The organism is Robertmurraya korlensis NBRC 107688 (genome assembly GCF_001591645.1).
Lineage (GTDB): Bacteria > Bacillota > Bacilli > Bacillales > Cytobacillaceae > Robertmurraya_A.
The window spans coordinates 16,831-30,085 of the sequence record NZ_BCVH01000021.1 but is presented as its reverse complement, the minus strand read 5'-3'; the positions used below and the strand labels follow the sequence as shown (position 1 = coordinate 30,085).

Here is a 13,255-nt window from a genome sequence, read left to right as displayed (position 1 = left end):
TCATACATATGATCAATGAATATGACGATATACTCCAATAACTTTACCGAGGATAGATACATTGCGTAGGATAATAGGCGCGAGAGACGAATTCTCAGGCTGAAGTCGAACATAGTCTTTTTCCTTGAAGAATCTCTTTACAGTAGCTTCATCTTCCTCAGTCATAGCAACAACGATATCACCGTTATTCGCTGTTTGCTGCTGCTTTACGATGACGTAATCTCCATCAAGGATCCCAGCCTCAATCATACTGTCGCCCATAACTTCAAGCATAAAGACTTGTTCATCCGCAGGGGCAAGACGTTCAGGAAGGGGGAAGTACTCTTCAACATTCTCGATCGCTGTTATAGGCTGTCCTGCAGTTACTTTTCCGACTACAGGAACGTTCACAATATTATATTTTGGTATATTGTTTACCACTTCATCGAGATCCAGAATTTCAATAGCACGTGGCTTTGTTGGGTCTCTTCTAATATATCCTTTACTTTCAAGTCTAGCTAAATGGCCATGAACGGTCGAGCTTGATGCTAAACCAACAGCTTCCCCAATTTCACGAACGGAAGGTGGATAGCCTTTTTGCTTAACTTCTTCTTTTATATATTCTAGTATATCGACCTGACGTTTTGATAGTTTTGTCATACTTACCGCCCCTCATTGGTTAATCTTGACTATATTATAGCATGTTCTACCAGTCCATACAAACATAAGTTCGAATAATCGTTGACACAAAACAAATGTTCGGTCTATAATAAGGATATAAATACGAACATACATTCTAATTGAGGTGTCTTACATGGGAAAATTGTGGAATAAATATTCATATGCTATTATTCTAGTTGTTTTATCAATCCTAGCGTCAATTATTTTAGTAATATCAAATGGGAATTCAGTAGAAGAAAAATATATGTCTGTAACCATCCATGAAGGAGAAACGCTTTGGGATCTTTGTAAGGACTATGCAGATAAGCATTCTCTGTCCGAAACAGAATTTGTCTCATGGGTAGAAGAAATGAATGATATTAATGGTAATGTTTTATTAGCAGGAGACCAAATCTATATCCCAGTTGAATTAAATGATTCCACCATTACAGAGTTAGCATCAAAATAGGAGGGATTATGAAGGCGATTATCTATTGTAGAGTAAGTACAGAAAAAGAGTCACAGTACTCTTCACTTAAAAGACAGGAAGAAGAGTTACTAAGGCTAGCGCAACAGCACGGAATGGATGTTATCGACGTGATTAAGGAAAAGGCGAGCGGCTATGATTTCGATCGAGAGGGTATTTTGCTCCTCTTATCTAAAATAAAGGATGAGAAGGTGGATGCGGTCCTTATTCAGGATGAAACAAGACTTGGTAGAGGGAATGCCAAAATTGCTTTGCTCCACTGTATCTTAAAGGATCATATCAAACTCTTTAGTATTTCTCATAATGGAGAATTACAATTATCCGAATCGGATTCAATGGTATTACAAATTGTAAGTATGGTAGAAGAGTATCAGCGAAAGCTCCATAATAGTAAAATAAAAAGGGGAATGAACCGTGCAATAAAAAACGGCTACAGACCAGAGAGGAATCTAAAAAACAAGGGTGTTCATGCAGGAAGAGAGCGTATTGAAGTGCCTATATCAGAGATTGTGCGGTTACGAAACAATGAATTAACATTTTCGGAAATCGCTGCTACTCTTAGAGGTTTTGGATACGATATTTCAAAGGCAACAGTAAACCGTAGATACCTTGAATACATAGAAGAACAAAAGAAAATGATAGACATGAATAAATCACCTAATGCCAACATGTAATACATAATGTTGGCATTTTTTGTTATTCGTACCTCTTCATACTTCTTCCTTGTCAAAGACTATTTCTTTTAGTAACATGTTTTCTATTGGTAAAACTAAAAGTAAAGGAGCAAAGAGATGCTACCGAAGGAAAAAATTGCTAGAATTAATGAACTAGCAAATAAGGCAAAAGTAGATGGATTAACTGAAAGTGAAGCAAAGGAACAGTCAAAGCTTCGTAGTGAATATTTACAAACATTTCGATCATCTATGCTAGGAACGCTCCAAGGTGTTAAAATCGTTGATCCGCTCGGTGAAGACGTGACACCAGAAAAGCTAAAAAGGTTAAAAAATAGCAAGAAACTACATTAATACTTGGATATATTAACCAGTAAATGATTGAAAACACAGAAAATTATAAAATAAATGTCGTTTTTTCAAAATTATTTAGGCAATCTGTTGTATAAATAATAGAGCAGATATAATATTAAAAAGTGGGATTATTGAGATAAAGAATAGGAAGGGTTGAAAAAATGTTTGAACAAAATGATGTACTAGCAATTAACGCAATTCGTACTCTATCGATTGATGCAATTGAAAAAGCTAATTCCGGCCATCCAGGTATGCCTATGGGTGCTGCTCCAATGGCTTATACATTATGGTCACGCTTTATGAATCATAACCCTAAAAACCCAGAGTGGTTTAACCGTGATCGTTTTGTTTTATCCGCAGGACATGGTTCTGCATTGTTATATAGCCTACTTCATCTATCAGGTTATGACGTAACAATTGATGATCTTAAGGGCTTCCGTCAATGGGGAAGTAAAACTCCTGGTCATCCTGAATTTGGTCATACCCCAGGTGTAGATGCAACCACTGGTCCATTGGGACAAGGAATTGCGATGGCAGTAGGTATGGCAATGGCGGAAAGACATTTAGCTGCTACTTATAACAAAGATAAATTCAATGTAGTGGATCATTATACATATAGCATTTGTGGTGACGGAGACTTAATGGAAGGTGTTTCTGCAGAAGCTGCTTCTCTTGCAGGACATTTGAAACTTGGTCGATTAGTTGTTTTATATGATTCAAATGATATCTCTCTTGATGGTGATTTAGACCGTTCTTTCTCGGAAAGTGTTGCAAAACGCTTTGAGTCTTATGGATGGCAATACCTTCGAGTAGAGGATGGAAATAATCTTGAGGAAATTGCTAAAGCAATGGAAGAAGCTCAAGGTGATCATGACCGTCCAACACTAATCGAAGTGAAAACAGTTATCGGATACGGATCTCCAAACAAATCAGGTAAGTCAGATGTTCATGGTGCTCCACTTGGTGCAAATGAATTAAAGCTAACAAAAGAAGCTTATCAATGGACGTTTGAGGAAGATTTCCATGTTCCTGCAGAAGTATATGATACGTTCAACAAATACATTGTGGAAACTGGTGCAAAGAAAGAAAACGAGTGGAACGACATGTTCGCTTCTTATAAAAAGGAGTATCCTGAACTTGCTCAACAGTTAACATCTGCAATCAATGGAGAGCTTCCCGAAGGTTGGGATAAGGATCTCCCTGTTTACCCTGAAGGAAAAGCTCTTGCTAGTCGTGCATCATCAGGTGAATCGTTAAATGCAATCGCTAAAAACACTCCTTCGTTTATTGGAGGTTCAGCTGACCTTGCTGGTTCTAACAAAACAATGATTAAAGGTGTGGGTGATTTTACTCCTGAATCGTTTGAAGGTAAGAACATTTGGTTTGGAGTACGTGAATTTGCTATGGGAGCTGCGTTAAATGGTATGGCTCTACACGGTGGATTAAAGGTATTTGGAGGAACATTCTTTGTATTCTCTGATTACTTACGTCCAGCTATCCGTTTAGCTGCATTAATGGGTCTTCCTGTAACGTATGTGTTCACTCATGACTCCATTGCAGTTGGAGAAGATGGACCAACTCATGAGCCAGTAGAACAGCTTGCTGCGTTACGTGCAATGCCAAACTTAGGTGTTATTCGTCCGGCTGATGGAAATGAAACAGCGGCAGCTTGGAAACTTGCACTTGAATCAACGGATGTACCAACGGCATTGGTGTTAACAAGACAAGATTTACCTACAATCAAGGACACTGATAAAAATGCATATGAAGGTGTAAAGAAAGGTGCATATGTGATTTCACCAGCATCTAAAGAACAAGCGGATGTTTTATTACTTGCTGCAGGTTCTGAGGTAGGATTAGCTGTTGAGGCCCAAAAAGCACTTGAAGCGGAAGGGATTTATGCTTCAGTAGTAAGTATGCCTTCATGGGATCGTTTTGAGAAGCAATCTCGTGAATATAAGCAAAGTGTTATTTCTCCAACTGTTAAGAAGCGCTTAGCGATCGAAATGGGATCATCTCTAGGGTGGCATCGTTATGCAGGAGATGAAGGGGAAGTACTAGGTATTGATACATTCGGTGCCTCTGCTCCTGGTGAAAAAATCATGGCAGAATACGGATTTACAGTAGAAAATGTAGTTGCTAGAGTGAAGGCACTACTATAATCTAAAAAGGCTGTTCTAGTAAATAGAACAGCCTTTTTGCCATGCACCAAGGTATACGACCCTTTCCGACAAAAATAGTGGAAGTTTTTGACGACGTAAGACAAACGTTCTATTTCTTCTTCTTTATAATAGAGAGAAATAACATAACATTTGATCAGACGAGGAGGAAGCTTGGTGAGAACATATCAGCTATATTTAATTGATGATGAATTTGCCTCTCATTATTTTGGTAGAGAAAAGATGTTCTTTGATCTGTTTGCTGAGTATAACGAATCCTTCGGTGAACTGAAAAATATATTAAAAAAACAAATCCAATTTATTACGAAGCCTCTATCTACACTACGCCTTCAACAATATATTCTTCAACAATTAGGAAAAAATCAGGATTTTGAATACAAACAGGGGATATACTATATTCAAAATGGAAACATAAGCTCAGCGAAACTTGAGATGTTTGAAAAGCATATAACAATTCATGCGTTCGGTAACTATGATGCAGAAACGCTATTTTTCGAAGTTCTCCGAAAAAGTGAGAGCTCCTTTCTAGCAATTGACCTGATTCACGAGCGTTACGGATGGCTCAGACCAATTAAGGAAAGAAAGTTGATTTAAAATAGGAGAAATTCCACAGCAAATATTGTATAATAGCATTTGGTTTAGTACACTGTATGATAGACAACATGAAGGAGGAAGTTTAGTATGTGGCAGATTATTCTAGTAGGCGTACTTGCTCTAGCAGCAGGTGTTGCACTAGGTTTTTTCATTGCTCGCCGTTATATGATGAGCTACTTAAAGAAAAACCCACCAATCAATGAACAAATGCTAAAAATGATGATGATGCAAATGGGAATGAAACCATCTCAGAAGAAAATCAATCAAATGATGTCAGCGATGAACAAGCAAACTGGCAAGTAATAGTTTCTTAGGAGATAAGCCTAAAGGGTATTGTGTAAAATAGCAGGTAAGTGAAACGTCATTTATACATAGGAACAATTAGGTTAGTTTCCATACGAACGAAAAACCACTCGATTCTGTTGATACAGAGAAGGGTGGTTTTTTTGATTAGTTTCCGTTTATCATTCTATAACTTGTACGTATATCTTTGTCGATTTTTGTTGTGTAGAAAACTAGTTTGAATTATTATAGGTATAAGGGATGAGTTGACTAGATAAGGAGGATAGTGGTAAAGGAAGGAGTTTGCAAAGCTTAATGAATGTTTGAGTTTTTTTGTTGTTTATTTGAAAGCGTTGTCAATTCCTGTTCAGTTGAAAAAATGTACGTACATATGGAGGTTCTTTATGAGAGGGAAGCTACGGTTTAGAAAAAATTCAATAACAGATAGAAGCAGAAGGATCAGTTGGTTTAGTAATTTAAAGATTGGACGAAAGTATGGCTTCGTTATTGTCATTATCTTTTTGTTATTTGCTATTTCGACTGCACTAGTGACAAAGTTAGTAATAGGTATTGAGAGAGATGTGAATACACTGGATCAAACCGGTGATAAGGCATTGAAGATTTCCGAAATAAATACTTTATCCCAATCCATGGGCTTACGTATTGCCAATTATGTACATTACTCCAACCAACGATATGTAACCGAGTATGAGGATCGTATCTTATTAGTGAATAATTTAATAGAAGAAATTAGACCTGAGATGAAAAAACAGGAACAAATAGCCTTACTGAATCAGGTGGTCACATATAACGAAACGATTCATGAGAAATTTAAACAAGACATCATACCAGCCGTTGAATCAGGTGACTACATAACGGCAAAAAGGACAGCACTGGAATTAGATAACCTGCAGTTGGAGTCCGTTGCTGTTTTAGATACGCTTCGAGATATTGTCAATGATGAGAAGCAAGTAGCAATCAATCGTGTAAAAGAGACTCAACAAGGGACATTCCTAACTCTAATTGCTTCGATTATTGTTTCCATTCTACTTGGAACGATCCTCGTATTCGTAATCAGCCGATTGATCTCACGAAATTTAGGTGAAGTCGTTGAGGTAAGTAATAAAATAGCGAGTGGAGATCTCACTATTCAAACAATTGATTATCATGGGAAGGATGAAATTGGACAAATTGCTTTAGCAATCAACACAATGAGTAGTAATTTGCGTCAAATGATCCATCAAATATTTGAAATCTCTGATACGGTAATGAATCAAAGCCAAGTACTAACTCATTCCGCCAATGAAGTAAAAGCAGGTACTTTGCAGATTGCTTCTACGATGCAAAATTTAGCCCTGGGAACAGATTCACAAGCAGAGCATATTAGTTCGCTATCTTCCATCATGGGTAACTTTGCTGAAATGGTAGATGAGGCGAATAAACATGGTGAGAATATCTTCCAGACTTCAAAAGCTGTTTTAGGAATGACAGATGAGGGAAGAAGTCTAATGGATTCCTCCATTAAGCAGATGGTCAAAATAGATGAAATTGTTAATCATGCTGTACAGAGAGTTCAAGGATTGGAGGATCAATCTCAACAAATCTCAAGGCTAGTGTCAGTAATCAATGATATTGCAGCGCAAACCAATTTACTGGCGTTGAACGCCGCTATTGAAGCTGCTCGAGCGGGTGAACACGGGAAAGGATTTGCAGTTGTCGCGAATGAAGTTAGAAAGCTAGCTGAACAAGTTGGATTATCCTCAAATGATATCACCACGATTGTCCAGAGTATCCAAAAGGAAACGGATCTTGTTACAGAGTCATTGCGTACAGGCTATAACGAGGTAAAAGAAGGGACAAATCAGATACGCTATACGGGTGAAACATTTACAGAAATCAGCAACGCAGTGCATACAATGGCTAATAAGCTTGAAACAATAAACGATTACCTCATCAACATTTCTTCTACGACGAATGAAATGAACGGCTCCCTTCAAAACCTTGCTGCCATTTCACAAGAATCAGCTGCGGGGGTTGAAGAAACCTCTGCAACCACAGAAGAGTCAAGTGTTTCCATGGAAGAAGTAGTAAGGAATACCGATGAACTTACTACACTAGCTAGACAATTAAATGAGGTTGTAAGAAAGTTTAAGCTATAGGTAAATAAATGTCACCATATTCGATAATAAGTCTCTACCTCTCTTCACGAGTATGGTGATTTTATAAAACAAAAAAACGCCAATGAATGGCGTTAAGCTTATCGGTTGTTCTGATTGTTTTTCCCTTTTTGCTGGTCCTTATTGTCTTGGTCATTACCAGTAAATGTATCAACAACATTTTCAATAGCATCACCAATTCTGTCCATCATCCCACCATTGTTACCTTCGCGGTCATTTCCACCTTGACGATTTTTTTGGTTTTCCATAGTTATCACCTCCAGATATAGAGTGCGTAACTTTTGAAAAAATTATCAGTTCCCTTGGTGGAAAAATAAATATCCTCTTAAGACTTCTTCCTCGTGCGCTTTCGTCTATAACTTTTCCTTAGAGGAGGTAGCTTGTAAGTCAAATTATGAACCTCGGTTCTAACAATGTTTTTTTTAAGAAAATGAACCAGAAACGGGTATACCTTGCCCGTATAATCCTCCAATGATCGACACTCATAATGTACAGGAAGATACACACTATATTTACAAGTGACTTCAAAAGCAGAGTTACCCTCTAAATCAGTCACGTCCTTATAGCTCGAAATTTTGATGAGATTATGATCCCTATTTATATAAAATTTCGGATCCAAATTATAGGTTAGAAAAGTGACGAAACCCGTTGCGTTTACCATGTAATCACACTCACTTGAAATGATATCTCATCTATTATACAGGACATTGCTAGTTCGTTCATCTTTTGGCAAATTACTGATAAGTCTTTTTGAACATGTACATCCTAAGGAATAGGAGGTGGCAAGATGGTACGCATTCATAATCCGGTTAAAGGTAATAAAAGTAAGCTAGGTGTAGATAACCAGATGCATGGTGGAACGATGGAAGAGGTAGATCAATTTTCAAATGCCATTTATCAAGCGGTACATCCTGGAAAGGGCAACGAAGATAAAAACAATAATAGTAAATAGTAAAAACGCCTTCACTGAACTGCACCAAAATTGTTAGACGAAAAACTAACAAGAGAGGTGCAGTTTTTTATGTTATTCGACTCTCTAAGTATCTTCCTTATTTTCACAACATTTGGTAAACTATTCTAGTTACAGGATTTGGTTTTTTAGTGTTGGGGGTTGTGAGATATGAAGGTTTTTATTGATTTGATGTGGTTTTTTAAGCAGGAGAAAAAAGCATATGTTACTGGGGTTCTTCTGTTATTGTTTGTGGCATTTTTGCAACTGGTTCCTCCCAAGGTTATTGGGCTTGTAGTCGATCATATTGAACAAGGTTCTTTAACGATGGAGAGGTTAGGTCAATATTTGCTCCTTTTAGTGGGGGCAGCCCTAATGATGTACATACTAAGGTTTTATTGGAGAATTATGATCTTTGGTTCAGCTGTCAAGCTCTCCATGCAATTGCGTAATCGATTGTTCCATCACTTTACATCGATGTCTCAGTCTTTTTACCAAAAAAAGAGAACAGGGGATTTAATGGCACATGCAACAAATGATATCCAAGCCATACAACAGACCGCTGGCGCAGGGGTTCTGACCTTTGTGGATTCTCTAGCAACAGGTGGCTTTGTTATTCTAGCAATGGCCCTTACAATCAGCTGGAAGCTTACGTTAATCAGCTTAATTCCAATGCCGTTTATGGCGATTTTAACAAGCTGGTATGGGAGTTTATTGCACAAGCGTTTTCACCTTGCGCAGGAGGCCTTTTCGTCGTTAAATGATAAAACACAGGAAAGTATCACAGGGATAAAGGTTATAAAAACCTTTGGTCAGGAAAAAGAAGATATTGAAGATTTCAGAAAACAATCAAATGATGTAGTAGATAAGAATATATCGGTTGCACGGGTGGACTCCTTATTTGATCCAACTATTTCCATCATCGTGGGTATCTCCTTTTTTCTTTCCCTCACATTTGGTGCAAGATTTGTTTTAAATGGTGAGTTAACCATCGGGCAATTGGTTTCTTTTACAACATACTTAGGATTATTAATATGGCCGATGCTGGCCTTCGGTTGGTTATTTAATATTGTTGAACGAGGAAGAGCTTCTTATGATCGTGTTATCGCACTATTAAATGAAAAAGCGGATATTGTAGATAAAGAAGCGGCTTTAAACGTGACACCAAGTGGAGATATCCAATACGTTATTAACCAATTTACCTATCCAAATGAAGTAGAGCCCACCCTCCAAGATATTCATTTTGAATTAAAAAGAGGACAAACTCTTGGGATTGTTGGGAAAACTGGTGCAGGGAAGACGACGTTATTAAAGCTTTTGATAAGGGAATACGATATCAATCATGGTGAGATTATGTTCGGTGGTCAGAAGATTACGGAGTATACGATCGACAAGCTAAGAGAAGCAGTCGGTTATGTTCCGCAGGATCATTTTTTATTTTCGGCTACGATTGGTGAAAATATCTCCTTCGCTAAACCTCTATGCAAAAAGGAAGCGATTCAGGAGGCAGCAAAAATAGCCAATATCCATAATGATATAATCCAGTTCACAGACGGGTATGATACGGTCGTGGGAGAGCGTGGCGTGTCGCTATCAGGTGGGCAAAAACAGCGTATTTCCATTGCTCGTGCCTTATTGTTAAATCCGGAAGTGCTTATACTCGATGACTCTCTTTCAGCGGTAGATGCTAAAACGGAAGAAGCAATTTTAACCTCACTTAAAGAAAATCGAGAGGGAAAAACAACGATTATTACGTCTCATCGACTAAGTGCCATTGGGCATGCGGATCTTATCCTGGTCATTGATAATGGTCGAATCACACAATCAGGAACACATGATAGGTTAATGGATCAAGACGGATGGTACAAGGATATGTACCTAAGGCAGCAGCTGGAAGATCTTGTGGAGCATGGAGGATAAAAGATGGAAAATCAGCAATTTTCAGAAGGGAAACAGCAGTGGAAGGTGCTTGTAAGGCTGCTTGCTTACGCGAAACCACACACCAAAACCATTGTTTTTGCTTTTTGTCTCCTTATACTAACAACCATTGGTGATATACTTGGTCCGATTTTAGTAAAGGTATTTATAGATGACTATTTAAAACCAAGAAATCTACCGTTTGAGCCACTACTCATGCTAGGGGCAGCGTATATAGGGATTCAAATCCTTAACGTCATCATCTCTTATTTTCAGCTCTTAACATTCCAAGAGATTGCTCTAAAAATTATTCAAGAGATCCGAATTGACATCTTCTCAAAGGTTCAATCACTCGGGTTGAAATTTTTTGATAAAACACCTGCAGGGAGCATTGTATCAAGAGTGACAAATGATACTGAAGCCATCAAAGATATGTTTGTAACGGTGTTAGTGACGTTTATCCAAAGTGGATTCCTAATTACTGGTATCTTTATTGCGATGTTTATTTTAGATGTAAAACTAGCATTGTTTTGTTTAGTAATTCTCCCAGTCATTTTTTTCATCATGAGCCTGTACCGAAAACTAAGCTCGAAATTTTACCATGATATGAGAGAGCGCTTAAGCCAGCTGAATGCAAAGCTTAGTGAGTCCATTCAAGGAATGGGAATTATCCAGGTATTTCGTCAAGAAAAAAGAATGCGTGACGAATTTGGGGTCACCAATGATAAGCATTTTGCTGCAGGCATGAGAAATATAAAAGTAGATGGCCTGCTATTGCGACCGGCGATTGACCTTGTTTATGTTGGCGCATTGATTATTGTTCTAAGCTATTTTGGCATTACATCCTTTGATAGTCCGATCCAAATAGGAGTGTTGTATGCGTTTGTTAACTATTTGGACCGTTTCTTTGAACCAGTGAACAATATGATGATGCGTCTTTCTTTATATCAGCAAGCCATTGTCGCGGCTTCTAGGGTATTCAACGTTCTTGATGAAAAAGAGTTATCCCCTTCACAAAAGGAGACAGAAAATCATATCCATGAAGGTGAAATTGAATTTCGGAATATCAGTTTTTCATACGATGGAAAAAGAGATGTGTTAAAAAATATCTCCTTTACAGCAAAACCAGGTGAAACGGTTGCTCTAGTTGGCCACACTGGAAGTGGTAAGAGCTCAATAATAAATTTAATGATGAGATTTTACGAATTCGATAGAGGAGATATCTTCGTAGATGGGTCTTCCATTAAAGAGTATCCTGATAAAGAACTTCGATCAAAAATGGGGTTGGTTCTTCAAGATCCATTTTTGTTTTTTGGAACAGTCGCGGATAATATTCGCTTGCATAATGAGAAGATGAGCATAGAAGAGGTAGAAGCAGCGGCAAGGTTTGTTCAAGCTCATCGCTTTATTGAGAAGCTTGAGGGAGGATACGAGCACCAAATGGTGGAAAGAGGGTCTACGCTTTCAAGTGGACAACGACAATTGATTGCCTTTGCTCGGACGGTGGCTGCAAATCCGAAAATATTAATCTTGGACGAAGCAACGGCAAATATTGATACAGAGACTGAGGAGGCAATTCAAGAGGCACTTGCACGTATGCGAAAAGGTCGAACGACGATTGCCATTGCGCACCGTTTGTCGACCATACAAGATGCCGAATTGATTTTAGTATTGCATCAGGGGGAAATTGTAGAGAGAGGAAGTCATCAAGAACTTTTGTCCCTAAAGGGCTTGTACTATAAGATGTATCTTCTTCAAAATAATTTATCCGAGAAAATAGAGGATGTTGTTAGTTAAAAAATAAACAGCTTGAGTCGCTATTAGCTCAAGCTGTTTTTAATAAGAGGGAACCTTTTTTAAAAAGATACGGTTATATTCATTTAATAGATTGTCTAATTCCTGACTGTAATGAAGGGCAGTAGAAGAATTCAGTCCACTGATCATAGCGATCTCAATAAGCTCCGCTCGTTTCCTTTCAATGAGTGCTAAAAATTCCTGTTTTGACAATTCTGTTTAGTCCCTTCCAAATAATATCCAAATTGCTTCGTGAAACTATATACATAGTATACCCAAGAAGTAGGAGGAATTCAAAAGAAAAAATCTAGAAATAGACAATTTTGTCTGGTAATTAACATTTTTTAAGGTTTCTTACATACAGATGTACGGAGTGGTGTGCTTGACTACATTTGTTCGCTGACACAGAATATTCGAATTTATATTAATACCCTTTCTATATATTCTTTGATAGAATAGATAAGAATGATTTTTTTTAGGAGTGGTTACATTTGACCGATGTAAACGTATTTATTGCGCTTGGGGCCGGTTTTTTAAGCTTTATCTCTCCATGTTGCCTTCCCCTATATCCTGCTTTTCTCTCGTATATTACTGGTATGTCAGTAGGAGAGTTGAAGACGGATAATGCGATGCTACAAAGACGCAGCTTACTACATACATTGTTTTTCTTAGTTGGATTTTCCATTATATTTATCGCAATCGGTTTTGGAAGCTCCTTTATAGGCGAGATATTTGCTGGATACCAGGATCTAATTCGTCAATTAGGTGCTATTGTCATCGTCTTCTTTGGTTTCGTAATTGTTGGTGTATTGAAGCCGGAAGTGATTATGAAAGAAAAAAGATATGAGTTCAAACATCGTCCGTCTGGTTATTTGGGTTCAGTTTTAATAGGAATTGCTTTTGCAGCGGGTTGGACACCATGTACCGGTCCTATCCTAATGTCAGTCATTGCCCTAGCTGCGTCAAATCCAGGCTCAGGTATGGTATATATGATTGCCTATATCCTCGGATTTGCCATTCCATTTTTCATCCTATCTTTCTTTATCGGAAAATTACAATGGATTAAGCGCCACAATGTACTAATTATGAAAATTGGTGGCTATATTATGATTGTAATGGGTGTGGTCCTATTCTTTGATTGGATGACAAAGATTATCATCATCTTTACCAATATGTTTGGTGGGTTTACAGGCTTTTGATTTGGTTCTTAT

Annotated in this window: 14 protein-coding genes; 11 read left to right on the top strand and 3 right to left on the bottom strand. The window is 37.9% G+C overall.

The window, feature by feature from the left end; translation table 11 throughout:
• Positions 1-12 precede the first annotated feature (12 nt).
• A complete protein-coding gene (gene lexA, locus BKO01S_RS19585) occupies positions 13-639 on the bottom strand; it encodes a transcriptional repressor LexA (RefSeq protein ID WP_066058356.1) in 627 nt (208 codons plus the stop codon).
• A gap of 154 nt (positions 640-793) precedes the next feature.
• Here lexA and yneA point away from each other — a divergent pair, with 154 nt between their 5' ends.
• The 7 genes from yneA (at position 794) to BKO01S_RS19550 (ending at position 7,366) form a co-directional block, all read left to right on the top strand.
• On the top strand, positions 794-1,108 hold the full coding sequence (gene yneA / locus BKO01S_RS19580; protein WP_066058353.1) for a cell division suppressor protein YneA: 315 nt from the start codon (positions 794-796) through the stop codon (positions 1,106-1,108).
• Positions 1,109-1,116: 8 nt separating this feature from the next.
• Positions 1,117-1,800, top strand: a complete 684-nt coding sequence (locus BKO01S_RS19575; RefSeq protein WP_066058350.1) for a YneB family resolvase-like protein — start codon at positions 1,117-1,119, stop codon at positions 1,798-1,800.
• Positions 1,801-1,917: 117 nt separating this feature from the next.
• The gene (locus BKO01S_RS19570) at positions 1,918-2,151 is read left to right on the top strand and encodes a DUF896 domain-containing protein (RefSeq protein ID WP_066058347.1); all 234 of its coding nucleotides are present in this window, start codon (positions 1,918-1,920) and stop codon (positions 2,149-2,151) included.
• Between the two features lie 161 nt (positions 2,152-2,312).
• Entirely contained in the window at positions 2,313-4,313 is a 2,001-nt protein-coding gene (tkt, locus tag BKO01S_RS19565; protein ID WP_066058344.1) for a transketolase, read from the top strand.
• Between the two features lie 174 nt (positions 4,314-4,487).
• Entirely contained in the window at positions 4,488-4,925 is a 438-nt protein-coding gene (gene sirA, locus BKO01S_RS19560) for a sporulation inhibitor of replication protein SirA (RefSeq protein WP_066058340.1), read from the top strand.
• A gap of 87 nt (positions 4,926-5,012) precedes the next feature.
• Positions 5,013-5,228 (top strand): YneF family protein, encoded by a 216-nt coding sequence (locus tag BKO01S_RS19555; RefSeq protein WP_066058337.1) that lies wholly within the window; start codon positions 5,013-5,015, stop codon positions 5,226-5,228.
• A 383-nt stretch (positions 5,229-5,611) separates the two neighbouring features.
• Entirely contained in the window at positions 5,612-7,366 is a 1,755-nt protein-coding gene (locus tag BKO01S_RS19550; RefSeq protein WP_066058334.1) for a methyl-accepting chemotaxis protein, read from the top strand.
• 98 nt (positions 7,367-7,464) lie between these two features.
• Here BKO01S_RS19550 and BKO01S_RS24485 read toward each other — a convergent pair whose 3' ends face one another.
• A complete protein-coding gene (locus BKO01S_RS24485) occupies positions 7,465-7,632 on the bottom strand; it encodes a hypothetical protein (RefSeq protein ID WP_157077427.1) in 168 nt (55 codons plus the stop codon).
• A gap of 539 nt (positions 7,633-8,171) precedes the next feature.
• On the opposite strand from BKO01S_RS24485, the gene BKO01S_RS24480 reads away from it, so the two are divergent.
• From BKO01S_RS24480 to BKO01S_RS19540, 3 genes are all read left to right on the top strand, one after another.
• Positions 8,172-8,336, top strand: a complete 165-nt coding sequence (locus BKO01S_RS24480; RefSeq protein WP_157077426.1) for a hypothetical protein — start codon at positions 8,172-8,174, stop codon at positions 8,334-8,336.
• 168 nt (positions 8,337-8,504) lie between these two features.
• Positions 8,505-10,253 (top strand): ABC transporter transmembrane domain-containing protein, encoded by a 1,749-nt coding sequence (locus BKO01S_RS19545; protein WP_066058331.1) that lies wholly within the window; start codon positions 8,505-8,507, stop codon positions 10,251-10,253.
• A gap of 3 nt (positions 10,254-10,256) precedes the next feature.
• Positions 10,257-12,047, top strand: coding sequence for an ABC transporter ATP-binding protein (locus BKO01S_RS19540; RefSeq protein ID WP_066058328.1), 1,791 nt, complete (start codon positions 10,257-10,259; stop codon positions 12,045-12,047).
• Positions 12,048-12,086: 39 nt separating this feature from the next.
• Here BKO01S_RS19540 and BKO01S_RS19535 read toward each other — a convergent pair whose 3' ends face one another.
• Complete coding sequence (locus BKO01S_RS19535; protein WP_066058325.1) at positions 12,087-12,257, bottom strand: aspartyl-phosphate phosphatase Spo0E family protein; 171 nt, start codon at positions 12,255-12,257, stop codon at positions 12,087-12,089.
• Positions 12,258-12,535: 278 nt separating this feature from the next.
• Here BKO01S_RS19535 and BKO01S_RS19530 point away from each other — a divergent pair, with 278 nt between their 5' ends.
• The gene (locus BKO01S_RS19530) at positions 12,536-13,243 is read left to right on the top strand and encodes a cytochrome c biogenesis protein CcdA (protein ID WP_066058321.1); all 708 of its coding nucleotides are present in this window, start codon (positions 12,536-12,538) and stop codon (positions 13,241-13,243) included.
• Positions 13,244-13,255: the final 12 nt, after the last annotated feature.